At 61.7% G+C, this 24,173-nt stretch carries 24 protein-coding genes; 13 read left to right on the top strand and 11 right to left on the bottom strand.

Translation table 11 applies throughout. From position 1 onward, the window contains the following. Window positions 1-61: 61 nt before the first annotated feature. Entirely contained in the window at window positions 62-1,555 is a 1,494-nt protein-coding gene (pap, locus tag C6382_RS19550; protein ID WP_107025992.1) for a polyphosphate:AMP phosphotransferase, read from the bottom strand. 95 nt (window positions 1,556-1,650) lie between these two features. Between pap and mnmC the strand changes: the two genes are divergently transcribed. Continuing rightward, entirely contained in the window at window positions 1,651-3,642 is a 1,992-nt protein-coding gene (mnmC, locus tag C6382_RS19545; protein WP_107025991.1) for a bifunctional tRNA (5-methylaminomethyl-2-thiouridine)(34)-methyltransferase MnmD/FAD-dependent 5-carboxymethylaminomethyl-2-thiouridine(34) oxidoreductase MnmC, read from the top strand. 89 nt (window positions 3,643-3,731) lie between these two features. Further along, on the top strand, window positions 3,732-3,959 hold the full coding sequence (locus C6382_RS19540) for a YheU family protein (protein ID WP_107025990.1): 228 nt from the start codon (window positions 3,732-3,734) through the stop codon (window positions 3,957-3,959). Here C6382_RS19540 and csrA read toward each other — a convergent pair whose 3' ends face one another. The 6 genes from csrA to C6382_RS19510 form a co-directional block, all read right to left on the bottom strand. Continuing rightward, window positions 3,960-4,142 (bottom strand): carbon storage regulator CsrA, encoded by a 183-nt coding sequence (csrA, locus tag C6382_RS19535; RefSeq protein WP_107025989.1) that lies wholly within the window; start codon window positions 4,140-4,142, stop codon window positions 3,960-3,962. A 135-nt stretch (window positions 4,143-4,277) separates the two neighbouring features. Continuing rightward, window positions 4,278-4,610: a YnfA family protein gene (locus C6382_RS19530; RefSeq protein ID WP_107025988.1), complete on the bottom strand. Its 333-nt coding sequence runs from the start codon at window positions 4,608-4,610 to the stop codon at window positions 4,278-4,280. A 56-nt stretch (window positions 4,611-4,666) separates the two neighbouring features. Then, entirely contained in the window at window positions 4,667-5,482 is an 816-nt protein-coding gene (locus tag C6382_RS19525) for an SDR family oxidoreductase (protein ID WP_107025987.1), read from the bottom strand. Between the two features lie 230 nt (window positions 5,483-5,712). Then, window positions 5,713-7,371, bottom strand: a complete 1,659-nt coding sequence (locus C6382_RS19520) for a cation acetate symporter (RefSeq protein ID WP_107025986.1) — start codon at window positions 7,369-7,371, stop codon at window positions 5,713-5,715. Continuing rightward, complete coding sequence (locus tag C6382_RS19515) at window positions 7,368-7,679, bottom strand: DUF485 domain-containing protein (protein ID WP_107025985.1); 312 nt, start codon at window positions 7,677-7,679, stop codon at window positions 7,368-7,370. The genes C6382_RS19520 and C6382_RS19515 overlap by 4 nt, the downstream gene beginning before the upstream one ends. Before the next feature lie 191 nt (window positions 7,680-7,870). Further along, window positions 7,871-8,719 carry a glycine betaine ABC transporter substrate-binding protein gene (locus C6382_RS19510; protein WP_107025984.1) on the bottom strand — a complete coding sequence of 283 codons (849 nt, stop codon included), beginning with the start codon at window positions 8,717-8,719 and terminating at the stop codon, window positions 7,871-7,873. A gap of 224 nt (window positions 8,720-8,943) precedes the next feature. On the opposite strand from C6382_RS19510, the gene C6382_RS19505 reads away from it, so the two are divergent. Further along, the gene (locus C6382_RS19505) at window positions 8,944-10,524 is read left to right on the top strand and encodes a beta (1-6) glucans synthase (protein WP_107025983.1); all 1,581 of its coding nucleotides are present in this window, start codon (window positions 8,944-8,946) and stop codon (window positions 10,522-10,524) included. Here C6382_RS19505 and C6382_RS19500 read toward each other — a convergent pair. After that, complete coding sequence (locus C6382_RS19500) at window positions 10,517-10,879, bottom strand: hypothetical protein (protein WP_107025982.1); 363 nt, start codon at window positions 10,877-10,879, stop codon at window positions 10,517-10,519. The genes C6382_RS19505 and C6382_RS19500 overlap by 8 nt on opposite strands. A gap of 242 nt (window positions 10,880-11,121) precedes the next feature. Here C6382_RS19500 and C6382_RS19495 point away from each other — a divergent pair, with 242 nt between their 5' ends. Together C6382_RS19495 and C6382_RS19490 are read left to right on the top strand one after the other, a co-directional pair. Next, the gene (locus C6382_RS19495) at window positions 11,122-12,420 is read left to right on the top strand and encodes a serine/threonine protein kinase (protein ID WP_107025981.1); all 1,299 of its coding nucleotides are present in this window, start codon (window positions 11,122-11,124) and stop codon (window positions 12,418-12,420) included. Continuing rightward, window positions 12,413-13,198 carry a VacJ family lipoprotein gene (locus C6382_RS19490; protein WP_107025980.1) on the top strand — a complete coding sequence of 262 codons (786 nt, stop codon included), beginning with the start codon at window positions 12,413-12,415 and terminating at the stop codon, window positions 13,196-13,198. Before C6382_RS19495 ends, C6382_RS19490 begins: the two co-directional genes overlap by 8 nt. Before the next feature lie 6 nt (window positions 13,199-13,204). Here C6382_RS19490 and C6382_RS19485 read toward each other — a convergent pair whose 3' ends face one another. Both C6382_RS19485 and C6382_RS19480 read right to left on the bottom strand, forming a co-directional pair. Further along, window positions 13,205-14,365: a patatin-like phospholipase family protein gene (locus C6382_RS19485; protein WP_107025979.1), complete on the bottom strand. Its 1,161-nt coding sequence runs from the start codon at window positions 14,363-14,365 to the stop codon at window positions 13,205-13,207. A 37-nt stretch (window positions 14,366-14,402) separates the two neighbouring features. Then, on the bottom strand, window positions 14,403-15,335 hold the full coding sequence (locus C6382_RS19480) for a lipid A biosynthesis lauroyl acyltransferase (RefSeq protein ID WP_107025978.1): 933 nt from the start codon (window positions 15,333-15,335) through the stop codon (window positions 14,403-14,405). Window positions 15,336-15,446: 111 nt separating this feature from the next. On the opposite strand from C6382_RS19480, the gene minC reads away from it, so the two are divergent. The 7 genes from minC (at window position 15,447) to C6382_RS19450 (ending at window position 22,074) form a co-directional block, all read left to right on the top strand. After that, a complete protein-coding gene (gene minC / locus C6382_RS19475; protein ID WP_371919639.1) occupies window positions 15,447-16,205 on the top strand; it encodes a septum site-determining protein MinC in 759 nt (252 codons plus the stop codon). Window positions 16,206-16,302: 97 nt separating this feature from the next. Further along, a complete protein-coding gene (gene minD, locus C6382_RS19470) occupies window positions 16,303-17,115 on the top strand; it encodes a septum site-determining protein MinD (protein WP_107025977.1) in 813 nt (270 codons plus the stop codon). Between the two features lie 3 nt (window positions 17,116-17,118). Then, complete coding sequence (minE, locus tag C6382_RS19465; RefSeq protein ID WP_010224188.1) at window positions 17,119-17,373, top strand: cell division topological specificity factor MinE; 255 nt, start codon at window positions 17,119-17,121, stop codon at window positions 17,371-17,373. Between the two features lie 129 nt (window positions 17,374-17,502). Beyond that, window positions 17,503-18,138 (top strand): RluA family pseudouridine synthase, encoded by a 636-nt coding sequence (locus tag C6382_RS19460; RefSeq protein ID WP_107025976.1) that lies wholly within the window; start codon window positions 17,503-17,505, stop codon window positions 18,136-18,138. Window positions 18,139-18,264: 126 nt separating this feature from the next. Further along, complete coding sequence (locus C6382_RS19455; protein WP_107025975.1) at window positions 18,265-19,554, top strand: M18 family aminopeptidase; 1,290 nt, start codon at window positions 18,265-18,267, stop codon at window positions 19,552-19,554. A 150-nt stretch (window positions 19,555-19,704) separates the two neighbouring features. Then, window positions 19,705-19,869, top strand: a complete 165-nt coding sequence (locus C6382_RS24160; protein ID WP_178082800.1) for a hypothetical protein — start codon at window positions 19,705-19,707, stop codon at window positions 19,867-19,869. A 48-nt stretch (window positions 19,870-19,917) separates the two neighbouring features. Then, window positions 19,918-22,074 (top strand): mechanosensitive ion channel family protein, encoded by a 2,157-nt coding sequence (locus tag C6382_RS19450; RefSeq protein WP_107025974.1) that lies wholly within the window; start codon window positions 19,918-19,920, stop codon window positions 22,072-22,074. Here the strand turns inward: C6382_RS19450 and phnR are convergent. Then, a complete protein-coding gene (gene phnR / locus C6382_RS19445) occupies window positions 22,071-22,784 on the bottom strand; it encodes a phosphonate utilization transcriptional regulator PhnR (protein WP_107025973.1) in 714 nt (237 codons plus the stop codon). The genes C6382_RS19450 and phnR overlap by 4 nt on opposite strands. A 292-nt stretch (window positions 22,785-23,076) precedes the next feature. On the opposite strand from phnR, the gene C6382_RS19440 reads away from it, so the two are divergent. Continuing rightward, entirely contained in the window at window positions 23,077-24,141 is a 1,065-nt protein-coding gene (locus tag C6382_RS19440; protein ID WP_107025972.1) for an ABC transporter substrate-binding protein, read from the top strand. Window positions 24,142-24,173 lie beyond the last annotated feature (32 nt).

Raw genomic sequence — 24,173 nt, 5'->3', positions numbered from 1 at the left:
CTCCCGTCCGAAGCCCAGCCCAGCCCCAAGGATTATACCCCCCGGAATTCCGCGAAAACTCTTATTTCTTGTCCTTCTTGAACGCCGCCTCCAGCGCATCATTGATGGTCCGCAGCACCTTGACCCGGGCCCAACGCTTGTCGTTGGCCTCAACCAGCGTCCAGGGCGCGATCTCGGTACTGGTACGGTCAACCATGTCACCCACCGCTTCGGCGTACTGCCCCCATTTTTCGCGATTGCGCCAGTCTTCTTCAGTGATTTTGAAACGCTTGAACGGGATCTGCTCACGCTCCTGGAAGCGCTCGAGCTGGGTTTGCTCATCGATCGACAACCAGAACTTGACCAGCACCACCCCGGCGTTGCTCAGCTGTTCTTCGAAGTCGTTGATCTCACCGTAGGCACGCATCCAGTCAGCCTGACTGCAGAAGCCCTCGACCCGCTCAACCAGCACCCGGCCATACCAGGAGCGGTCGAACACGGTGAACTTGCCGCGCGCTGGAACATGCCGCCAGAACCGCCACAGGTACGGTTGCGCGCGCTCCTCTTCAGTGGGGGCGGCAACCGGCACGATACGGTACTGACGCGGGTCCAGTGCTGCGGCCACGCGGCGGATGGCACCGCCCTTGCCCGCCGCGTCATTGCCTTCGAACACCGCCACCAGGGCATGGCGACGCATGCGTTTGTCACGCAGCAAACCGGCCAGGCGTGCTTGCTCAGTGATCAACTGTTCCTCGTAGTCGTCCTTGTCCAGGCACAACGTCATGTCCAGGCTGCCCAACAAGCTACGCTGATCAATACTCTGGCCCAGTGGCGCGATATTGGCCTGGTGTATCGGTGCATGCTGGACCTTGAGCGCCGCCTGCAGCCCATCAAGCAGGATGCGCCCGACCGCCAGGCTGCGGTAATGCGGATCCACCCCTTCGATCACATGCCAGGGTGCGTAGTCTCGACTGGTCTGGCGCAATACCCGTTCGCCGAAGCGTACAAAGCGGTCGTAGGTTTCCGACTGCTGCCAGTCCAGCGGGCTGATGCGCCAGCTGTGCAAGGGATCGTCCTTGAGTGCCTTGAGCCGGGCCTTCATCTGCTTCTTGGACAGATGGAACCAGAACTTGAAGATCAGCGCGCCTTCATCACAGAGCATTTCTTCCAGGCGCTCGGCACCGCGAATGGCCTGGTCGAGTACGGCATCCTTGAACTGGCCATGAACCCGGCCCTGAAGCATCTGGCTGTACCAGTTACCGAAAAACACGCCCATTCGCCCCTTGGCCGGCAGCGCACGCCAATAACGCCAGGCCGGTGGCCGGGCAAGCTCCTCATCGGTCTGCTGGTCGAAGGTGCGTACTTCGATCAAGCGCGGATCCATCCACTCGTTGAGCAGCTTTACCGTCTCGCCCTTGCCGGCGCCTTCAATGCCATTGATCAGCACAATCACCGGAAAACGCGCCTGCTGCTTGAGCTCGAACTGCGCCTCGAGCAAGGCCTCACGTAACGCAGGAACTTCAGCGTCAAAGGTTTCTTTGTCGATGGCGTGACCAATTTCAGCGGATTCGAACATACCAGGCTCCCTACATGGATAAGCAAGACTAGCGGATCCGGGTAGACTTTGTCCGGGTGAGCTAAAATGCCGCTCTAGACATGCCTGAGCCGACCATGACCGAAGTTACCCACTACGCCCAGATCGACTGGGACGACCAGGGCCGCCCCCACTCACGCCAGTTCGATGACATCTATTTCTCCAAGGACCAGAGCCTGGAAGAAACCCGTCATGTGTTCATCGACCAGAATGACCTGCGCCAGCGTTTCAGCGCGATGCCGCCCGATCAGTGCCTGGTGATCGGCGAAACCGGCTTTGGCACTGGGTTGAACTTCTTCTGTGCCTGGCAGCTGTTCAGCGAGTGCGCCGATCCTCAAGCCTGCCTGCATTTCGTCAGTGTCGAAAAGTACCCGCTCAGCCACGCCGACCTGAGCCGCGCCCTGGCCCTGTGGCCGGAACTGGCGCCCTTCAGCACCCAACTGTTGGCGCAGTATGTGGCGGTACACGAAGGCTTCCAGAGCTTTGTCTTCGATCAGGGCCGGGTACGCCTGACCCTGATGATCGGCGATGTCCTTGAGCAATTACCGCAACTCGACGCGCACATCGACGCCTGGTTCCTCGACGGCTTCGCCCCGGCGAAGAATCCGCAAATGTGGACCCCGGAACTGTTCACTCAGATCGGCCGCCTGTCTGCCGCCAATGCCACCCTGGGCACGTTCACCAGCACCGGCTGGGTGCGCCGCGGCCTGATCGCCGTGGGCTTCGAGATGAAGCGCATCCCCGGGATCGGCAAGAAGTGGGAAGTATTGCGCGGCGTCTTTCGTGGCACGCCTGAAGCACTTGATGCGCCGACTCCGACCGCGCCCTGGTTCGCCCGCCCCGCCGCCCTGCCCGGCCCGCGCCAGGCCCTGGTGATCGGTGCTGGCCTCGCCGGTTGCGCCAGCGCCGCAAGTCTTGCCGCCCGCGGTTGGCAGGTCAGCGTGCTGGAACGCCATGCGACGCCGGCAGCCGAAGCCTCGGGCAACCCGCAAGGGGTGCTCTATCTCAAGCTTTCAGCCCATGGCACGGCCTTGTCGCGTCTGATCCTCAGCGGTTTCGGCTACACCCGGCGCCTGCTCGAAAGCCTGCAACGTGGCCGTGACTGGGATGGTTGTGGTGTCTTGCAGCTGGCCTTCGATGCCAAGGAAGAGCAACGCCAGGCACTGCTGGCCAATGCCTTCAACCCGCAGTTGCTGACGCCCCTGGACCGCGAACAGGCGCAAGCGCTGGCCGGCGTGGCGCTGGCCAGCGGCGGCCTGTACTACCCGGAAGCCGGCTGGGTGCATCCGCCCGCGTTGTGCCAGGCACAGCTGCAGCACCCGAACATCACCTTGCTGACGCACCATCAGGTGCTGCAGCTGCGTAAGGTCGATGGTCGTTGGCAGGCGTGGGAAAGCGAGAAATTCCTCGCCAGCGCGCCGCTGGTGGTGCTCGCCACCGCTGCCGAGATCCAGCGTTTCGAGCCCTGCGCGAACCTGCCGCTCAAGCGCATACGCGGGCAGATCACCCGTCTACCCGCTACTGCGCAAAGCCAGAGGCTCAATACGGTGGTCTGCGCCGACGGCTACGTCGCGCCCTCGCGTGGCGGTGAACACACCTTGGGCGCCAGTTTCGACTTTCACAGTATCGATCTGACCCCTACCGCCGGTGAGCACATCGGCAACCTGCGCCTGCTGGAGGAAATCTCCAGCGACCTGGCCGAACGCCTCGGCACCCGCCAGATCGACCCGCACACCCTCGAGGGCCGGGCAGCCTTTCGCTGCACCAGCCCCGACTACTTGCCCATTGTCGGCCCACTGGCCGATCAGCAGGCATTCAATCAGCACTACGCGGTGCTGGCCAAGGACGCCCGCCAGGTTCCCGATACGCCCTGCCCCTGGCTTGAAGGCCTGTATATCAATAGCGGGCATGGCTCGCGCGGGCTGATCACCGCGCCCTTGTCGGGCGAGTTGATCGCCGCCTGGGTCGACAACGCTCCGCTGCCGGTACCGCGCAGTGTCGCTGAAGCCTGCCACCCGAATCGCTTCATGCTGCGCGAGCTGATAAGGGGCAAGAAAGGGCGAAGCTGAACCGCTTGCAGCCGAACCCGAACTATCCCGCTCGGCCAGGACAGGTTTCGCGTAACATAGGTGCACACTTCACCAAACCTGTCCTGTACATGCTGATCCCCTACGACCAACTGGAAGCCGAAACCCTCACCCGCCTGATCGAGGATTTCGTCACCCGCGACGGCACCGACAACGGCGATGACACCCCGCTGGAGACTCGTGTGCTGCGTGTACGCCAGGCCTTGGCGAAGAAGCAGGCGTTCATCCTCTTCGACCTCGAAAGCCAGCAATGCCAGCTGCTGGCCAAGCACGACGTGCCCAAAGAACTGTTCGACTGATCAGCTGTCATCCTTGGTCGCCTGTTCGGCAATGCGCCGATAGACTTCTACCCGGTGCACTTCGATTTCGCGGGGTGCGCTGATACCAAAGCGCACGATTTTACCCTCCACCGAGAGCACCTTGACCTTGATGTGCTCGTCAATGGCGATGACTTCGCCTACTTCGCGGCCTATTACCAACATGCTCCGATCCTCCACAACGCTGAGAATTCGGAGACTGCACGGGGTGTCGGAGCACAGCAATGCTCCGCCAATCAAATAGACCAATCCCACTTCAGCTGACGAATTTACCTACAGATTTTCGTTGCTTTCATCGGTTCAAGCACTTTGCAGGCGCGGCCCCAACACGATGATGCTGGCCCCCAGCACGCACAGCAGCGCACCGATCCAGTCGCTGCCCAGCGGCCGCGCCCGCTCGATCAGTGCCAGCCACAGTAACGAGGTAACGATGTAGATGCCGCCATAGGCGGCATAGGCGCGCCCGGCGTAAGCGGCCTCGACGCGGGTCAGGATCAGCGCGAACAGGGTCAAGCTGAGCAGTGCCGGGGCAATCCACCAGCCGCTCTTGCCTAGCCGTAGCCACATGTAAAAGGCATAGCAACCGGCGATCTCGAAGACCGCCGCAAGAAAAAACCACAAGTAATTGATCACGCCAGGGAGCCCGCTCCGGTTGAAAGGGGCCTAGGATAGCGGATCTGCAAAGCCGCTTAACCCTGCCCCGGTTTAGCCTTGGCACGCATTTTCTCAGCCATGCTGGCCATCTCGTCGTAGATCAGCTGCGGGTTGCGTTGCTTGAGCTGCCAGGCCTCACGTCCCTGCTCATGAGGCAGGATCAGGAACTGACCGTCTGCGACCTGTTGGTAGATATAGCCGGCAATATCGGCAGCACTGATCGGCGAGCTTTCCAGAAGCTTGCCGACCTGGGCTTTCATCGCCGGGGTCGGGCCACGGAACGAGTCCAGCAGATTGGTCTGGAAGAACGACGGGCACACCACATGCACCGCCACTTGCTGTTGGCGCAATTCGACCAACAGGCTTTCCGAAAGGGCCAGGACGCCCGCCTTGGCAACGTTGTAATTGCTCATCGCCGGCCCCTGCATCAAGGCCGCCATCGAAGCGATGTTGATGATCCGACCTTTGCTGCGTTCAAGCATCGGCAAGAACGCCTTGCAACCCTTGACCACGCCCATCAGGTTGATCGACAGCTGCCACTCCCAGTCTTCCAGCGACAATTCGCCAAAGAAGCCGCCAGAGGCCACACCGGCATTGTTGACGATTACATCGATGCCGCCAAACTTCTCCTCGCAAGCCTGGGCCAAGGCCGTCAGCTGGCTGTAGTCGCGCACGTCGCAACGCTGCACGAAGCCTTCGCCACCCGCCTCGCGCACCAGGGCCAGGGTGTCATGCAGGCCGGCCTCGTTGACATCGGCCAGGGCCAGACGCCAGCCCTCGCGGGCCCAGCGCAGCGCGATCTCACGGCCGAGCCCGGAGCCTGCGCCAGTAATCATCATGCGGTTTTGCATAGACGGATGCCTTGTACGGTTCTGGAAAGTTATCGCCAGTGTAGCGAAGGCAGGCACCGTACCCACGCGCTATCAGGATCCTGAATGGCCCGGGCAAACACTGAGCATAGCTACAAGCAAAAAGCTACAAGCCGCAAGCCGCAAGCCAAAGCAGTACGCGCACTGCTCCAACTTGCGGCTTGTAGCTTTAAGCTTGCCGCTAGAAAGGCAGCCAGAGGCTGCCTTTCGCTTTAGTGCGAGACTGCACCGCTGGCACCCAGGCCAGTCTGCGAGCGAACGAACTGCGGGAAGAACAGCGCACGTTCTTTGTCAGCCGCCTTGGACTTGTCAGTGATCGAGAAGAACCAGATCCCTACGAAGGCAATGAGCATCGAGAACAGCGCCGGGTACTCGTACGGGTAGATCGCTTTCTCGTGACCGAGGATCTGTACCCAGATGGTCGGGCCGAGAACCATCAGCGCCACGGCACTGACCAGGCCCATCCAGCCGCCAATCATGGCGCCACGGGTGGTCAGCTTTTTCCAGTACATCGAGAGCAGCAGTACCGGGAAGTTGCAACTGGCGGCAATCGAGAACGCCAGGCCGACCATGAAGGCGATGTTCTGGCTTTCGAACAGAATACCCAGACCGATCGCCAGTACCGCCAGGGCGATGGTGGTGATTTTCGAGACGCGGATTTCATCCTTCTCGTTGGCCTTGCCTTTCTTGATCACGCTGGCATACAGGTCGTGGGACACCGCCGAAGCACCGGCCAGGGTCAGACCTGCCACTACCGCCAGGATGGTCGCGAAGGCTACCGCCGAGATGAAGCCGAGGAACACGCTGCCACCGACGGCGTTAGCCAGGTGCACCGCAGCCATGTTGTTGCCACCGATCAGGGCGCCAGCAGCATCCTTGAAGTCGGGGTTGGTGCTGACCAGCAGGATCGCACCGAAGCCGATGATGAAGGTCAGGATGTAGAAGTAGCCGATGAAACCGGTGGCATACAGCACGCTCTTGCGGGCTTCTTTGGCATCGCTGACGGTGAAGAAGCGCATCAGGATGTGCGGCAGGCCAGCGGTACCGAACATCAGCGCCAGGCCCAGAGAGAAGGCGGAAATCGGATCTTTGACCAGACCGCCCGGGCGCATGATCGCTTCAGCTTTAGGGTGAACATCGATGGCTTGGGAGAACAGTGCGTTGAAGTCGAAGTTGACGTGCTTCATCACCATCAGCGCCATGAAGCTGGCACCGGACAGCAGCAGCACGGCCTTGATGATCTGTACCCAGGTGGTCGCCAGCATGCCGCCGAACAGCACGTACATGCACATCAGGATACCCACCAGGATCACCGCGACGTGGTAGTCCAGGCCGAACAGCAGCTGGATCAGCTTGCCGGCACCGACCATTTGCGCGATCAGGTAGAACGCCACCACCACCAGCGAGCCGGAGGCCGACAGGGTGCGGATTTCTTTCTGCCCGAGGCGGTACGAGGCCACGTCGGCAAAGGTGTATTTACCCAGGTTGCGCAGGCGTTCGGCGATCAGGAAGAGAATGATCGGCCAGCCGACCAGAAAGCCGATCGAGTAGATCAGGCCATCGTAGCCAGAGGTGAACACCAGGGCGGAAATACCCAGGAAGGAAGCTGCCGACATGTAGTCACCAGCGATCGCCAGACCGTTCTGGAAACCGGTGATACGCCCGCCGGCGGCATAGTAGTCGGAGGCGGAGTTGTTACGTTTGGACGCCCAGTAGGTGATGCACAGGGTGGCACCGACGAAGGCGACGAACATGAGGATCGCCGAGACGTTCAATGGTTGTTTATGCACCTCGCCGGTGAGGGCGTCGGCGGCCCACACGGCAGGTGCGAAAACGCCCAGGGCCAGGGATGCCAGAAGTCGCCGGATCATTGCTGTGCCTCCTTGAGAATCGCTTTGTTCATCTCGTCGAACTCACCGTTGGCGCGACGCACATAGATCGCAGTCAGCACGAAAGCCGAAAGGATCAGACCGACACCGAGGGGAATCCCCCAGGTGATCGACGAGTCAGGGCTGAGCTTGGCACCCAATACATGCGGGCCATAGGCGATCAACAGGATGAAAGCGGAGTAGAGACCGAGCATGATCGCCGAGAGAATCCAGGCGAAACGTTCGCGTTTTGACACCAGCTCCTTGAACCGCGGGCTGTTTTGTATCGAGAGATAAATGCTGTCGTTCATTGTTTTTGTCCTCGCAGCACAGATTAGGTAGTACCCGCTCCACTTTATGCTGCCTTTGGACGCACTCCAGACGACCTTAGTCTTAGATGCAAAACTGTTTTACCGCATCGGTAACAGCCAGAAACGACAAGGGCCGCAGCACCGTTTCTGGTGCGGCGGCCCTGGAAGGTGCCAGATAGAGCTTCAGGCTGTTACTTGGCGGTCCACTCGGCGACGCGTTCAGGGTGTTTGGCCACCCAGTCCTTGGCGGCGGCTTCGGGTTTTGCACCCTCTTGAATGGCCAGCATGACCTCACCGATTTCGTCCTTGGACTGCCACTGGAACTTCTTCAGAAAGTCCGCCACCTCTGGCGCCTTGCTCGCCAGCTCCTTGCTGCCGATGCTGTTGACGGTTTCCGCAGCGCCGTACACACCTTTGGGGTCTTCAAGGAACTTGAGCTTCCACTTGGCGAACATCCAGTGCGGCACCCAGCCGGTCACGGCAATGGACTGTTGCTTGGCATAGGCGCGGCCCAGTTCTGCGGTCATGGCCGCACCGGAGCTGGCCTGGAGTTTGTAGCCGCTGAGGTCGTAGTCTTTGATGGCCTGGTCGGTCTTGAGCATGACCCCGGAGCCGGCGTCGATTCCGACGATCTTGTGCTTGAAGCTGTCGTCGGTCTTGAGATCGGCCAGGGAGCTGGCCTTGACGTACTCAGGGACGATCAGGCCGATCTTGGCGTCCTTGAAGTTCGGTCCATAGTCGACCACGTTATCCTTGTTCTTGCTCCAGTAATCCCCGTGGGTCACCGGCAACCAGGCCGACATCATCGCGTCGAGCTTGCCGGTCGCCACCCCCTGCCACATGATCCCGGTGGCCACGGCCTGCAGTTTGACGTCGTAGCCGAGCTTCTGCCTGATCACTTCGGCCGCCACGTTGGTGGTCGCCACACTGTCAGACCAACCATCGACGTAGCCGATGCTCACTTCCTTGGCCATCGCTTGCGCAGCGCCGATGGCCATTGCCAGGGCGGTGCCCACCCCCAGGAGTCGTCGCATTTTCATCAAAGCTTCCCCTCGTCACGTCACGGAAGCTGCATCATCAACCGCTGATGCCCGCTGACCTGCTCTGGCAACGACCTCCAGGCATCGACAAGCGACATCACATCGCCAGCCACCTGTGCAGTTACATGAAGCAACATCCAACCCGGGTAACTTTGCCTGCCAAGGCTTTAGCCCGCGTCATTTGCAGGTACTATTGGCGGCTTTGCTCCCCGACGGTCCGATCCATGTCCCCGACTGCCCGCTTCCCGCTATTACCCTATCTGTTCGCCTGCCTGCTCGGCCTGTTTGCGCTGGGAGGGCTGTGGTACGGGCTGGGCAAGCCGGTGGTCCTGGCGGATGCGGCCAGTGCCTCGCATAAACTGCAATGTGCGTCCTACACGCCGTTCGACAAGGACCAGTCGCCGTTCGACCAGCCGTTCCAGCTGCGCCCGGCGCGCATGGACGCCGACCTGGCCCTGCTGGCCCAGCGCTTCGAGTGCATCCGGACTTATTCGATGACCGGGCTGGAGATGATCCCGCAGCTTGCGCGCAAGCATGGTTTGAAAGTCATGCTCGGCGCCTGGGTCAACGCCGACCCGGTGGACACACAAAAAGAGGTCAAGGCCCTGATCGCCTCGGCCAATGCCAACCCCGACGTGGTCAAGGCGGTCATTGTCGGCAACGAAACCTTGCTGCGCAAAGAAGTCACCGGCCCGCAACTGGCGGCGTTGATCAACCAGGTGAAAAGCCAGGTCAGCGTGCCGGTGACTTACGCCGACGTCTGGGAGTTCTGGCTGCAGCACCCGGAAATCGCCCCGACCGTGGATTTCCTGACCATTCACCTGCTGCCTTACTGGGAAGATGATCCCAAAAGTATTGACGACGCCCTGGTGCATGTCGGCGAGATCCGTCAGGTGTTCGGCAAGCGCTTTGCGCCCAAGGATATCGTCATCGGTGAAACCGGCTGGCCCAGCGAAGGCCGTCAGCGTGAGACCGCCCTGCCCAGCCGGGTCAATGAAGCGCGTTTCGTTCGCGGTTTTGTCGCCATGGCCGAACAGCATGGCTGGCGCTACAACCTGATCGAAGCATTCGACCAGCCGTGGAAGCGAGCCAGTGAAGGCGCAGTCGGCGGCTACTGGGGCTTGTACGACGCCGACCGTGAAGACAAAGGCATTCTTGAAGGCCCGGTCAGCAACCTGGTGTTGTGGCCACAATGGTTGCTGGCCTGTGGTTTGCTGTTTGCCGCCACTCTGCTGCTCGCCGGTCGTGTACGTGGCACCCGCGCAGCCCTGCTGTTGCCGCTGCTGGCGGCCCTGGGGGCGGCGAGCCTGGGCCTGTGGGGTGAGCTGGTGCGGATCAACAGCCGCTTTGCCGGCGAGTGGATCTGGGCGCTGCTGCTGGGCGGATTGAACCTGATCGTTCTTGCGCATGGCGCCCTGGCGCTGGCGCAGCGTGATGGCTGGCGTGAGCGGGTCTTTGCCTGGCTTGAGGCGCGTGCGGGCTGGTGGTTGCTGGCGGCGGGCTTTGCCGCAGCGGTCAGCATGCTGGCGCTGGTGTTCGATCCGCGTTATCGCAGCTTCCCGAGCGCTGCGTTGATGCTGCCGGCGGTGCTCTACCTGCTGCGTCCGGTACGCGGGCCGCGGGCCGAGATCGCCTTGCTGGCCTTGATTGTCGGCGCCGGCATCGCACCGCAGCTGTTGCGTGAGGGTTTGAGCAACCAGCAGGCGCTGGCATGGGCGGGAGTCAGTGTATTGATGGTGGGGGCGTTGTGGCGCAGCCTGAGGGTTCGCGCGCAGCAGCGATGGAGTCAATCGGCAATCAGCTAGACCGCCGCACCAGGCGCAACCCCGCCAACACCACCGCAAACACCGCAATACTGGCGCTGTACAACACCAGCGCCGGAACCCCGAACACCAGTGCCAGTACGGCCAGACGCCAACCCACTCGCGCGGGCACCAGCTGGGCCAGCAATGCCAGGCCCAGCGCGGTCCAGGCAATAATCCTGAAGTGAATCATCAAACCCAGTAACGAACGCGCCTGGCATTGCCACACCTGCGCCTGCTCGGCGCAGGCTCCCACCCACTGAGCGTCTTCCATCAGGACATAACGAACCGCATAACTGGCCGCCAGCCACAGAGGCAGGAACAGCAACAAGGTGATCAGCGGTAAACGGCGGGACATGCAACGCTCCGGAATCTTCGAAATCGGCGCCCAGCATAATGCTCCGAGCCGTCTATGCAAGGCAAAAGCGCCAGCCTCGGCTATTTTGAACGAAAGATAAATGGAACCAATTGTTGCCGCTCCACCCGCGAAAACGGCAACATCAGGAACGATAAATGCCGGAGCGCCAGGCAACTTTGCCAGGGACACGATGGTCCTAGCCTGCGTAACGCACTTTGCTGCAGCTTTTTTGGGGATTCATCATGCTCCGATTACTACGCCTCACCGCCCTCCTGGGCGGCCTCATCCTGAGTGCGTGCGCTTCGGCGCAAGATATCGACGCCGCCAGTTACGGCTACCCGCTGACCAATCCGTTCGAGGCGACCATCGCCACGACGCCGCCAGACTTGCGCCCGGCGTTGCCCAGTGACGATGAGATCACCCAGTCCGACTACAGCCTGAACATACGCCCGGAGCGCGCCTTCGAGCTTCCCAACAATTTCTGGGCAGTGAAAAAGCTCAAGTACCGTATCGCCAGGCAGGACCATCCGGCGCCGCTGATCTTTCTCATTGCCGGTACCGGTGCGCCCTACTCCAGCAGCGTCAACGAGTACCTAAAAAAGCTGTTCTACAAAGCCGGCTATCACGTTGTGCAGCTGTCCTCACCGACCAGTTTCGACTTCATCACCTCGGCCTCGCGCTTCGCCACCCCTGGCGTCAGCCGTGATGACGCCGAAGACCTGTACCGGGTCATGCAAGGCGTGCGCGCGCAGCACCCACGCCTAGCGGTCACCGAGTACTACCTCAGCGGCTACAGCCTCGGCGCCCTGCATGCGGCGTTCGTCAGCCAGCTGGACGAAACCCGGCGCAGCTTCAATTTCAAACGCGTGCTGCTGCTCAACCCGCCGGTCAATCTCTACACCTCGATCAGCAACCTCGACAAACTGGTGCAAACCGAGGTCAAGGGTGTCAACAACAGCACCACGTTCTACGAGCTGGTCCTGAACAAGCTGACCCGCTACTTCCAGCAAAAAGGCTACATCGACCTCAACGATGCCCTGCTCTATGACTTCCAGCAGTCGCGCCAGCACCTGAGCAACGAGCAGATGGCCATGGTTATCGGCACCTCGTTCCGCTTCTCGGCCGCCGACATCGCGTTCACCTCCGACCTGGTCAACCGCCGCGGCCTGATTACCCCGCCCAAGTACCCGATCACCGAAAGCAGCAGCCTCACGCAGTTTTTCAAACGGGCCCTGCAGTGCGACTTCGATTGCTACCTGACCGAGCAGGTCATTCCCATGTGGCGGGCCCGTACCGACGGTGGCAGTCTGCTGCAACTGATAGACCAGGTCAGCCTGTATGCCCTCAAGGATTACCTGCAACAAAGCCCGAAGGTTGCCGTGATGCACAACGCCGACGATGTGATCCTCGGCCCCGGTGACATCGGCTTTCTGCGCAGTACCTTTGGCGATCGCTTGACCCTTTACCCCCACGGCGGCCATTGCGGCAACCTCAACTACCGCGTCAACAGCGACGCCATGCTGGAGTTTTTCCGTGGTTAAACGCTTACTGATTGCTAGCGCACTACTTGCCAGTGGACTGGCCCAGGCTGAAGAGCCCGCTCCGCGTACCAGTGTTGCCGAAGCCGATGGCTTCACCGCGCCACTCAAGGAATTGAAATTCAATCCGGGACTGGACCAGCGTGAGTTTGAGCGTTCGACGCTCGCAGCGCTGAATGTTTATGACCCCCTGGAGTCGATGAACCGGCGGATTTACCACTTCAACTACCGCTTTGACCAATGGGTGTTCCTGCCGGTGGTCGATGGCTACCGCTATGTAACCCCGGGTTTTGTCCGCAGCGGCGTAAGCAATTTCTTCAGCAACCTGAGCGATGTACCCAACCTGTTCAATAGCCTGCTGCAGCTCAAGGGCAAGCGCTCGATGGAAATCACCGCGCGCCTGCTGCTCAACACCACCATTGGTGTCGCCGGCCTGTGGGACCCGGCAACCAAGATGGGCCTGCCGTATCAGGGCGAAGACTTTGGCCAGACCCTGGGCTTCTATGGCGTGCCGGAAGGCCCGTACCTGATGTTGCCGATTCTCGGCCCGTCGAACCTGCGCGACACCGGCGGGCTGGTGGTGGACTACGTCGCCGAGAACCAGATCAACTTCCTCAACGTTGCCGAAGTCAGCGGCAACCATCCGGAGGTGGTGGTGCTGCGGGCGGTCGACAGGCGTTACACCACCCGTTTCCGCTACGGTCAGCTGAACTCGCCGTTCGAATACGAAAAGGTCCGCTACGTCTACACCGAAGCGCGCAAGCTGCAGATCGCCGAGTAGCCAGCCTCAGCCAGCCCCCTGGGGCAAGCCGAGGAAGCTGCACAACTCCCGACGCTTGGCCAGGGCATCACGCCGTCCCAGTTCGATCAGCTCGCTGCAGTAACCTGCTTCGAACAGCAGGTAGCTGAGCACCCCGGCGCCGCTGGTTTTGGTCGCGCCAGGGCCGCGCAGGAACAGGCGCAAGGCCGCGGGTAGCTCACGGCGATGGCGGGCGGCGATTTCATCCAGTGGCTGGCTCGGCGCAACCACCAGCACCTCAACCGGTGCCAGGCCCAGACGTCGACGCTCCAGATGCTCGGGCATCAGGTGACTGAGATGATTGAGACGCTGCAGCAACTCGATGTCGTCTTCCAGGCTGTCAATGAAGGTGCTATTGAGCATATGCCCGCCGATCTGCGCCAGGCTCGGTGGCTGGCCACTGAAGATGCGCGCACGCGGTTCGCCCTCGACCGGACGCTGAGGGTTACCACTGACACCGACCACCAGCACCCGGCTGGCCCCCAGGTGCAGGGCCGGGCTGATCGGTGCCGACTGGCGCACCGCGCCGTCGCCAAAGTACTCCTCGCCCAGCTTGATCGGCGCGAACAGCAGCGGAATAGCTGAGCTGGCCAGCAAGTGCTCGACACTCAAACGGGTAGGCAGACCGATGCGGCGGTGGCGCAACCAGGGGTCGATAGCGCCCCGCCCCTGATAGAAGGTCACCGCCTGGCCGGACTCGTAGCCGAAAGCGGTCACCGCCACCGCATGCAGGTGCTGCTGATCGAGCGCACAGCTGATCCCGCTCATGTCCAGGTGCTGGTTGAGCAGGTGGCGCAGCGGTGAGCTGTCGAGCAAGGCCACCGGTACCGGCGATCCGAGACCGAGCAAACTGTGACCGACGAAACGGCTGGCTTGACGAATCACCCCCGGCCAGTCGCTGCGCAGTACCTGATGGCTGCGAAAGCCCTGCCAGAAGCTGGTCAGGCGACGGATCGAATCGGCAAAGTGCATCGCGCCGCTGGCCAGGGTCACGGCGTTGATGGCGCCAGCGGAAGTGCCGACGATCACCGGAAACGGATTGGCCGCACCAGGTGGCAGCAGGTCGGCAATTCCGGCCAGCACGCCGACCTGGTAGGCGGCGCGGGCACCACCACCGGAAAGGATCAATCCTGTGATCGGTTTAGACATTGGCCCTTCCATAGAATTGTGCTGCCCCGCGATAACCTCAACGCCGTTTTTCGTAGAGCTTCGGCGCCCCTGGCGGACGCGACTTGAAGCGCCGATGCGCCCACAGATACTGCTCCGGACACTCACGCAACGCCACTTCAATCCACTGATTGATCCGCAGGCAATCGGCCTCTTCCGTCTCGCCCGGGAAATCCTCCAGCGGCGGATGAATCACCAGCCTGTAGCCGCTGCCGTCCGCCAGGCGCTGCTGAGTGAAGGGAATCACCCGGGCCTTGCCCAGCCGGGCAAACTTGGTGGTGGCGGTGACTGTCGCGGCCTGGATGCCGAACAGCGGCACAAACAGGCTCTGCTTGGCGCCGTAGTCCTGATCCGGTGCGTACCAGATCGCACGCCCGGCACGCAGCAGCTTGAGCATGCCGCGCACGTCCTCACGCTCGACGGCCAGCGAGTCGAGGTTGTGCCGCTCGCGACCGCGACGCTGAATGAAGTCGAACACCGGGTTACCGTGCTCACGGTACATGCCATCGATGGTGTGTTCCTGGCCGAGCAGGGCCGCGCCGATTTCCAGGGTGGTGAAGTGCAATGCCATAAGGATGGCGCCCTGGCCATCACGCTGAGCGGCTTGCAGGTGTTCCAGGCCTTCAATGTGCGCCAGGCGCGCCAAACGGGCCTTTGGCCACCACCAACTCATGGCCATTTCGAAGAAGGCGATGCCGGTGGAGGCGAAGTTTTCCTTGAGCAGGCGCTTGCGTTCGACGGACGGTAGCGCCGGGAAGCATAACTCCAGGTTGCGCGCCGCAATATACCGGCGCTCACCGGCCACCCGGTACATCAAGGCCCCCAGCTCACGACCGATCACCAGCAAAACCCGGTATGGCAGCTGCACGATCAGCCACAACAGCCCCAGGCCCAGCCACAGCGGCCAGAAGCGCGGGTGCAGAAAGTAACGACGAAAACGCGGGCGATCCATTAAAGATTCCGTTAAGACAATGGCCGGGCATTCTACAACGGTTCGGCACGGGTTGCGGCTAACCGGCGTTCTCGTTATAAGTCTGGGCACTTTTTCGTAACAAGCCGCCCTATGCAGACCATGAGCCAAACCCAAACGCCAGACCAAGACCCCGTGTTCCAGCTCAAGGGCAGCATGCTCGCCATCACCGTGCTCGAGCTCGCCCGGAACAACCTCGAAGGCCTCGACCGGCAGTTGGCGGCCAAAGTTGCCCAGGCGCCGAATTTTTTCAGCAACACGCCGCTGGTGCTGGCCCTGGACAAGCTGCCGGCGGCTGAAGGTCCGATCGATCTGCCCGGGCTGATGCGCGTCTGCCGCCATCACGGCCTGCGCACCCTGGCCATTCGAGCCAGCCGCATCGAAGACATCGCCGCGGCCATCGCCATCGACCTGCCGGTGCTGCCACCGTCCGGCGCGCGCGAACGGCCGGTCGAACCCGAGCCGGAGGTGAAAAAGCCAGAACCGCCACCGGCCCCGGCTCCCGCGCCGGAACCGGCGATCAAACCGACCAGGATCATCACCACGCCGGTACGCGGTGGCCAGCAGATCTACGCCCAGGGTGGCGATCTGGTGGTGGTGTCATCGGTCAGCCCGGGCGCGGAACTTCTCGCCGATGGCAACATCCATGTGTACGGTGCAATGCGTGGACGGGCGCTGGCCGGGATCAAGGGCAATACCCGGGCACGCATTTTCTGCCAGCAGCTGACTGCCGAAATGGTCTCGATCGCCGGCCAGTACAAGGTCTCCGAAGACCTGCGCCGTGATCCGCTGTGGGGCGCCGGCGTGCAGATCAGCCTGTCTGGTGACGTGTTGAACATCACCCGTCTTTAACGGATACTTGCCGCCATTTTCTGCGCAACTTTTTTCGCTGTTGCCGTTTTTTGTATTTTTGGGACTCAACGTCCTTTTTCATTAGGGGTGAAACACCTTGGCCAAGATTCTCGTGGTTACATCCGGCAAGGGTGGTGTGGGTAAGACCACCACCAGCGCCGCTATTGGTACCGGCCTCGCTCTGCGCGGTCACAAGACTGTCATCGTCGACTTCGACGTCGGCCTGCGTAACCTCGACCTGATCATGGGCTGCGAACGCCGCGTGGTGTACGACTTCGTCAACGTGGTCAACGGCGAAGCCAACCTGCAGCAGGCGCTGATCAAGGACAAACGCCTTGAGAACCTTTACGTGCTGGCCGCCAGCCAGACCCGTGACAAGGACGCGCTGACCCAGGAAGGCGTGGAAAAGGTCCTGATGCAGCTCAAGGAAGACTTCGAATACGTGGTCTGCGACTCCCCGGCCGGTATCGAGAAAGGTGCCCACCTGGCGATGTACTTCGCCGACGAGGCCATCGTCGTGACCAACCCGGAAGTCTCCTCGGTACGTGACTCGGACCGCATGCTCGGCCTGCTGGCGAGCAAATCGCGCCGCGCCGAACGCAACGAAGACCCGATCAGAGAACACCTGCTGATCACCCGCTACCATCCAGAGCGCGTGAGCCAGGGCGAAATGCTTGGCGTCGAAGACGTCAAGGAAATCCTCTCGGTCGCCCTGCTGGGCGTGATCCCGGAATCCCAGGCGGTGCTCAAGGCATCCAACCAGGGCGTACCGGTGATTCTCGACGACCAGAGCGATGCCGGTCAGGCCTACAGCGACACCGTCGATCGCCTGTTGGGCAAAAATGTGGAACATCGGTTCCTTGATGTGAAGAAGAAGGGATTCTTCGAGCGCCTGTTTGGAGGCAACTAACCAATGAACCTTTTTGACTTCTTTCGTGCCAGCAAAAAAGTAAGCACCGCCTCGGTCGCGAAAGAGCGTCTACAGATCATCGTGGCGCACGAGCGCGGTCAGCGCAGTACTCCGGACTACCTGCCAGCCCTGCAGAAGGAACTGGTGGAGGTGATCCGCAAGTACGTCAACATCGGCTCCGATGATGTGCAGGTCGCTCTGGAAAACCAGGGCAGCTGCTCGATCCTGGAACTCAACATCACCCTGCCCGATCGTTGATCGGCACCTACGGGTAACCTGCCACGGCGTGTGGGAGCGGGCTTGCCCCGCGATAGCGATTGGTCATTCACATCGCATCGCGGGGCAAGCCCGCTCCCACACGCCGTTGGCGTTTGCAGAGAACACGCAATGCCGCTTTCCAATGTTCACGTCCTCTATGAGGATGACGCGATCCTGGTGATCAACAAACCGACCCTGCTGCTGTCTGTGCCCGGGCGCGCCGACGACAACAAGGATTGCCTGATCACCCGCCTGCAGGAAAACGGCTATCCCGACGCCCTGATCGTCCATCGCCTGGACTGGGAAACCTCGGGGATCATCCTGCTGGCCCGCAATGCCGACAGTCACCGCGAGCTGTCCCGGCAGTTCCATGACCGTGAAACCGAGAAGGCCTACACCGCCCTGTGCTGGGGCCAGCCGGAGCTCGACAGCGGCAGCATCGACCTGCCCCTGCGCTACGATCCGCCGACCAAGCCGCGCCATGTCGTCGACCACGAGCAGGGCAAGCATGCGCTGACCTTCTGGCGCATCCTGGAGCGCTGTGGCGATCACTGCCGGGTGGAGCTGACGCCGATTACCGGGCGCTCGCACCAGTTGCGCGTACACATGCTGTCGATTGGTCATCCGCTGCTGGGAGACCGGCTGTACGCTTATCCTGAAGCCCTCGCTGCCCATGAGCGGCTGTGTCTGCATGCGAGCATGCTCAGCTTCACCCACCCGGTTTCCGGGGAGCGCTTGCGCTTCGAGTGCCCGGCGCCGTTCTGATACACCGTGTCGTTGCTATCGCCGGCAAGGCCGGCTCTTGTAGGAGCCGGCCTTGCCGGCGATAGGGCCGCCACAAATCCCCCGCCAAGTACGCTAAACTCGCGCCACTGCTGTCTGGAGTGACCTATGCGCGATGCACTGAACCAAGGCCTGATCGACTTCCTCAAGGCTTCCCCTACGCCGTTCCACGCCACCGCGGCCCTGGCCCAACGCCTGGAAGCCGCCGGTTACCAGCGCCTGGACGAGCGCGACAGCTGGGCCATCGTGGCTGGCGGTCGCTACTACCTGACCCGCAACGACTCCTCGATCATTGCCTTCAAGCTCGGTCGTCATTCGCCGCTGCTCGACGGCATCCGCCTGGTTGGCGCGCACACCGACAGCCCGTGCCTGCGGGTCAAGCCACAACCGGAGCTGCAGCGCCAGGGTTTCTGGCAGCTGGGCGTTGAAGTCTACGGCGGCGCCCTGCTGGCCCCGTGGTTCGACCGCGACCTGTCGCTGGCCGGTCGCGTGACCTTCCGCCGTGACGGCAAGGTCGAAAGCCAGTTGGTCGACTTCAAGCTGCCGATCGCGGTCATCCCCAACCTGGCGATCCACCTCAACCGTACCGCCAACGAAGGCTGGGCGATCAACCCGCAGACCGAACTGCCGCCAATCCTGGCCCAGGTTGCCGGTGACGAGCGAGTCGATTTCCGCGCCCTGCTCACCGACCAACTGGCGCGCGAGCATGGCCTGAACGCCGACGTGGTACTGGATTACGAACTGAGCTTCTACGACACCCAAAGCGCCGCGCTGATCGGCCTCAACGGTGAGTTCATCGCCGGTGCGCGCCTGGACAATCTGCTGTCCTGCTATGCCGGCCTGCAAGCCTTGCTCACAGCCGATAGCGAAGAAACCTGCGTACTGGTGTGCAACGACCACGAAGAAGTCGGCTCCTGTTCGGCCTGTGGCGCCGATGGCCCGATGCTCGAACAGACCCTGCGCCGCCTGATGCCCGATGGCGACGACTTTGTCCGCGCCATCCAGCGTTCACTGCTGGTCTCGGCGGACAACGCCCATGGTGTGCACCCCAACTATGCCGACAAGCATGACGGCAACCATGGGCCCAAGCTCAATGCCGGCCCGGTGATCAAGGTCAACAACAACCAGCGTTACGCCACCAACAGCGAGACGGCCGGGTTCTTCCGCCATCTGTGCATGGCCGAAGAAGTGCCGGTGCAAAGCTTCGTGGTGCGCAGCGACATGGGTTGCGGCTCGACCATCGGCCCGATCACTGCCAGCCACCTGGGTGTGCGTACCGTGGACATCGGTCTGCCGACCTTCGCCATGCACTCGATTCGCGAGCTGTGCGGCAGCCACGACCTGGCGCACCTGGTCAAGGTGCTGACGGCGTTCTATCGCAGTCGCGATCTGCCCTGAAAAGCATCGCGGGGCAAGCCCCCACAGGTGATGATGTCCTCCTGTGGGGGCTTGCCCCGCGATAAGCCCCTCTACTGACCTCAATCACACTCCCCCACAGCCATACCCGCTATGCTTGCAGCATAAATTCGAAGCCAAGGACCTTGCCGCATGTCAGCATTCCAATCCCTGTTCCTTCCGGTGATCGCCGGCCTGATCCTGCTGACCGTGGGCTTCAGCATGCGCGAGCGCAATGTCGGCGTGTTCATGATGTGGATCGGCACTCTCGGCATGATCGGCATCATGTGCTGGAAGATCCTCGAGAAACTCAACTGACAAATACACTACACTCGGGCGATTGATCGTTTTGAGGTTGATTGTCCGGTGCCCGCTTTTTTCCGCGTTTTAGCTGTATTTCTGGCGTTATTCATCCTGGCCCCGGCCCACGCTGCCGGCCTGCCAAGCCTGCTTGGCGGCAGCAAAGCCCAGCCCGAGGCCAGCGAGCCACTGGCCCAGTCCCTGGACGAAGTCATCAAGAACCTGGAAAACGACCAGCAACGCAGCAAGCTGCTGGCCGATCTGAAGAAGCTGCGCGACAGCACCAAACAGGCCCAGCCCACTGCCGAACAAGGCGTACTGGGCCTGATCGGCACCACCTTCGCCGAGCTGGAAAAGCAGTTCAGTGGCGACGCCAGCCCGCTCACACGCTGGACCCGCGAACTTGAACTGGCGCAGATCGAACTCGACGCCCGCCTAGTGCCGCTCAAGGAATGGCCACCGATCCTCTTTGGCTTTGCTGCGATCATTGCCCTCTGGAGCCTGTTGGCCTACGCCTTGAACTGGGTCAGCCATCAGGTGCGCCTGCGCTTTGGCCTCACCGAAGAATTACCGCAACACCCGCGCACCTGGGACCTCGTAAGCTTTGCCCTGCGCAAGCTCGGGCCGTGGCTGGTGGCCCTGGTGATCACCGTGTACCTGAGCTTCGCCCTGCCCTCGTCCCTCGGCAAATCGATGGCCATGGTGCTGGCGTATGCCCTGGTAGTGGGGACCTGTTTCTCGGCGATCTGCGTCATCGCCTTTTCCCTGCTCGACGGCCCGCATCGCCATCGCGCCCTGCACATCCTTCGCCATCAGGCCTTCCGTCCGCTGTGGCTGATCGGCAGCTTCGCCGCCTTTGGCGAGGCAATGAATGATCCGCGCATGGCCGGCGCGCTCGGCGATCACCTGGCCCATACCCTGGCGACCCTGGCCAATATCCTCGCGGCGCTGTCCACCGGGCTATTCATCCTGCGTTTTCGCCGGCCCATCGCCCACCTGATCCGCAACCAGCCGCTATCACGACGCCTGACCCGCCGGGCCCTGAGCGACACCATCGAAATCCTCGGGACCTTCTGGTACCTGCCGGCCCTGGTGCTGGTGGCGATTTCACTGTTTGCCACCTTCATTTCCGCCGGCGATACCAGCACGGCCTTGCGCCAGTCGCTGGTGTGCACGGTGCTGCTGATCCTGTGCATGGTCGTCAATGGCCTGGTGCGCCGCCACGGCCTCAAGCCACAACGTGCCAACCGCCGTCAGGCGGTGTATGGCGAACGCTTGCGCAACTTTGGCTACACCCTGGTGCACATGGCAATCTGGCTGGCATTCATCGAGCTGGGGCTGCGGGTCTGGGGCTTTTCCCTGGTCGGCTTCGCCGAAGGCGAAGGCCATGAAGTGGCGGTGCGCCTGCTCGGCCTGGGCGGCACCCTGATCGCCGCCTGGCTGGTATGGATCCTCGCCGACACCGCCGTGCACCATGCCTTGACCCGCTCACGCAAAGGCCTGGCCAACACCCGCGCGCAAACCATGATGCCGCTGATCCGCAACGTGTTGTTCGTGGCGATTTTCATCATTGCGCTGATCGTTGCCCTGGCCAATATGGGCATGAACGTCACCCCGTTGCTGGCCGGTGCCGGGGTGATCGGCCTGGCCATCGGTTTCGGTGCCCAGTCACTGGTCGCCGACCTTATCACCGGCCTGTTCATCATCATCGAAGACTCCCTGGCGATTGACGACTATGTCGATGTCGGCGGCCACCTCGGCACCGTCGAAGGCCTGACCATCCGCACCGTGCGCCTGCGCGATATCGACGGCATCGTCCACACCATCCCGTTCAGTGAAATCAAGAGCATCAAGAACTACTCCCGCGAGTTCGGCTACGCGATCTTCCGCGTGGCCATTCCGCACAGCATGAACATCGACCAGGCCATCAGCCTGATTCGCGATGTCGGCCAGAAGATGCGCAACGATCCGTTGATGCGCCGCAACATCTGGTCGCCGCTGGAGCTGCAAGGGGTGGAGAGTTTCGAATCGGGCTCGGCGATCCTGCGCGCACGCTTCAAGACCGCGCCAATCAAGCAATGGGAAGTGTCGCGGGCGTTCAACCTGGAGCTCAAGCGTCAGCTCGATGAGGCCGGGCTGGATCTGGCGATGCCGCGGCTGAGCGTGCAGGTGATCACCAGCGATGCCAGCACACCGTTCAGCGAAACCGCCAGCAAGGGCTAACCAGCCTCGGCCTTGATGCGGATCGCGTCATGGCGCCAATACTCAAGATCACAGTCGATCAGCCTGCCCTGCTGGTCACTATTGACCCGGGTGATGTGCAGACCGGGGCTGCCGGCTGAAACCTTGAGTGCCAAGGCCGCCGCCACGGGCAGCGCGGTGGGCAGAATCTCGAAACGCACCCTGCCGTATTCGATGCCGTAGTGACGGGCATAGAGCTCGGTCAACGACTGGCTGAGGTCGTGCTCAAGAATGCCCGGAAAATACTCGGGGTTCAGGTAATGCTCGGCATACAGCACCGCGCGGCCATCAATCCGCCGCAAGCGGCAGATCTGGATCACGCTCGACAGCGGCGACAGCTGCAGCCGTGCGCATACCGCTGCGGTCGCCGGCAGTAAGCGCGCCGACAACAGCTCAGTGCGCGCCTCACGCCCCTGTTCGCGGACCATCGCATGAAAGTGGCTGCGCTCGATCAGGTCGTAAGTCAGCCGTTCGGGGGCGACAAACCAGCCGCGCCGCTCCTCCCGGTAAATCAGCCCGCGTGCTTCCAGCTGCACCAGCGCCTCGCGCAGGGTGATGCGCGTGGTGTCGAACACTTCGCTGAGCTTGCGTTCGGCCGGCAGCTTGCAGCCGGGCGAGAGCAGGCCATGCTCGATCTGCTCCTGCAGGGCATGACAGATAGCTGTTACTGCGCGCGGTGGCAGTGGCTGCATCGAAGGTTACCTATCTGGACTAGTCCAGCACCGGCGGCGCGCACAATTGGCGCCTTCAGGGCTATGAGAATAGTGCAAGCCTAGGCAAAGCAGATGAATCTCAGATGACAGCCAAGGTGGTCTACGCTTGATTTTCAAGGGTGCAAGCCCTGACCGGGTGCGGCGCTGGACATCAAATTGTCATGCAACAGGCCTACCTTGGCTCGGGTATTGCTGACCTAGACCAACCGAATCGCAACAACGTCCAACAACACCATTCGCGTTTTGCAAGGCACCCACCAAGGAGCTTCGGATGAAACAGCTTTTTCTGGCATCACTGCTAGGCTCGACCATCGCCCTGTGCACTTCCGCCATGGCCGCCGACACCGACCTCAAGGCCCTCGAAGACGCCGCCCGCAAGGAAGGCGCCGTCAATAGCGTGGGCATGCCCGATGCTTGGGCCAACTGGAAAGGCACCTGGGAAGACCTGGCGAAAAAATACGCTCTCAAGCACATGGACACCGACATGAGCTCGGCCCAGGAAGTGGCCAAGTTCGATGCCGAAAAAGACAACGCCAGCGCCGACATCGGTGACGTCGGTGCCGCCTTCGGCCCGATTGCAGTCGCCAAGGGCGTGACCCAGCCGTACAAGCCCAGCACCTGGGATCAGATCCCGGACTGGGCCAAGGATAAAGACGGCCACTGGGCCCTGGCCTATACCGGCACCATTGCTTTCATCATCAACAAGCAGTTGGTGAAAGAAGCAGACATGCCCAAATCCTGGCATGACCTGGAAAAAGGCAAGTACAAGGTCGCCATCGGCGACGTGAGTACCGCTGCCCAGGCCGCCAACGGTGTACTGGCCGCCGCCCTCGCCTACAAGGGTGACGAGAAGAACATCGAACCGGGCCTGGAGCTGTTCACCAAGCTGGCCCAGCAGAAGCGCCTGTCGCTGGCCAACCCGACGATCCAGACCCTGGAAAAGGGTGAAATTGAAGTCGGCGTGGTCTGGGACTTCAATGGCCTGAGCTATCGCCAGCAGATCGACCCGACGCGCTTCGAGGTGCTGATCCCGTCTGACGGATCGGTAATCTCCGGCTACACCACCATCATCAACAAGTACGCCAAGAACCCCAACGCCGCCAAGCTGACCCGTGAGTACATCTTCAGCGATGCCGGGCAGATCAACCTGGCTAAAGGTCACGCCCGGCCGATCCGCGCCGAGCACCTGACACTGCCGGCTGAGGTACAGGCCAAACTGCTGCCCAATGAGCAGTACAAGGCGGTGCAGCCAATCAAGGATGCCGCCGCCTGGGAAGCGACTTCGAAAAAGCTGCCACAGATGTGGCAGGAGCAAGTGATCATCGAGATGGAGTGATCCCTGATCGCGGGGCAAGCCCACTCCCACCG

This window comes from Pseudomonas sp. BBP2017 (assembly GCF_003024385.1).
Taxonomy (GTDB): Bacteria; Pseudomonadota; Gammaproteobacteria; order Pseudomonadales; family Pseudomonadaceae; genus Aquipseudomonas.
Note: the sequence above shows the minus strand (reverse complement) of the source record. Positions and strands in the feature narration are given on the sequence as shown.

What these genes read in the sequence shown, in the direction of transcription:
- mnmC (WP_107025991.1), top strand. Translation starts at nt 1,651, where the DNA reads ATGACCGAAGTTACCCACTACGCCCAGATCGACTGGGACGACCAGGGC.
- C6382_RS19510 (WP_107025984.1), bottom strand. Translation starts at nt 8,719, where the DNA reads ATGAAAATGCGACGACTCCTGGGGGTGGGCACCGCCCTGGCAATGGCC.
- C6382_RS19540 (WP_107025990.1), top strand. Translation starts at nt 3,732, where the DNA reads ATGCTGATCCCCTACGACCAACTGGAAGCCGAAACCCTCACCCGCCTG.
- C6382_RS19480 (WP_107025978.1), bottom strand. Translation starts at nt 15,335, where the DNA reads ATGGATCGCCCGCGTTTTCGTCGTTACTTTCTGCACCCGCGCTTCTGG.
- C6382_RS19520 (WP_107025986.1), bottom strand. Translation starts at nt 7,371, where the DNA reads ATGATCCGGCGACTTCTGGCATCCCTGGCCCTGGGCGTTTTCGCACCT.
- pap (WP_107025992.1), bottom strand. Translation starts at nt 1,555, where the DNA reads ATGTTCGAATCCGCTGAAATTGGTCACGCCATCGACAAAGAAACCTTT.
- minE (WP_010224188.1), top strand. Translation starts at nt 17,119, where the DNA reads ATGAACCTTTTTGACTTCTTTCGTGCCAGCAAAAAAGTAAGCACCGCC.
- C6382_RS19485 (WP_107025979.1), bottom strand. Translation starts at nt 14,365, where the DNA reads ATGTCTAAACCGATCACAGGATTGATCCTTTCCGGTGGTGGTGCCCGC.
- C6382_RS19500 (WP_107025982.1), bottom strand. Translation starts at nt 10,879, where the DNA reads ATGTCCCGCCGTTTACCGCTGATCACCTTGTTGCTGTTCCTGCCTCTG.
- minC (WP_371919639.1), top strand. Translation starts at nt 15,447, where the DNA reads ATGCAGACCATGAGCCAAACCCAAACGCCAGACCAAGACCCCGTGTTC.
- C6382_RS19455 (WP_107025975.1), top strand. Translation starts at nt 18,265, where the DNA reads ATGCGCGATGCACTGAACCAAGGCCTGATCGACTTCCTCAAGGCTTCC.
- C6382_RS19505 (WP_107025983.1), top strand. Translation starts at nt 8,944, where the DNA reads ATGTCCCCGACTGCCCGCTTCCCGCTATTACCCTATCTGTTCGCCTGC.
- C6382_RS19460 (WP_107025976.1), top strand. Translation starts at nt 17,503, where the DNA reads ATGCCGCTTTCCAATGTTCACGTCCTCTATGAGGATGACGCGATCCTG.
- C6382_RS19440 (WP_107025972.1), top strand. Translation starts at nt 23,077, where the DNA reads ATGAAACAGCTTTTTCTGGCATCACTGCTAGGCTCGACCATCGCCCTG.
- C6382_RS19515 (WP_107025985.1), bottom strand. Translation starts at nt 7,679, where the DNA reads ATGAACGACAGCATTTATCTCTCGATACAAAACAGCCCGCGGTTCAAG.
- C6382_RS19495 (WP_107025981.1), top strand. Translation starts at nt 11,122, where the DNA reads ATGCTCCGATTACTACGCCTCACCGCCCTCCTGGGCGGCCTCATCCTG.
- csrA (WP_107025989.1), bottom strand. Translation starts at nt 4,142, where the DNA reads ATGTTGGTAATAGGCCGCGAAGTAGGCGAAGTCATCGCCATTGACGAG.
- C6382_RS19525 (WP_107025987.1), bottom strand. Translation starts at nt 5,482, where the DNA reads ATGCAAAACCGCATGATGATTACTGGCGCAGGCTCCGGGCTCGGCCGT.
- C6382_RS24160 (WP_178082800.1), top strand. Translation starts at nt 19,705, where the DNA reads ATGTCAGCATTCCAATCCCTGTTCCTTCCGGTGATCGCCGGCCTGATC.
- phnR (WP_107025973.1), bottom strand. Translation starts at nt 22,784, where the DNA reads ATGCAGCCACTGCCACCGCGCGCAGTAACAGCTATCTGTCATGCCCTG.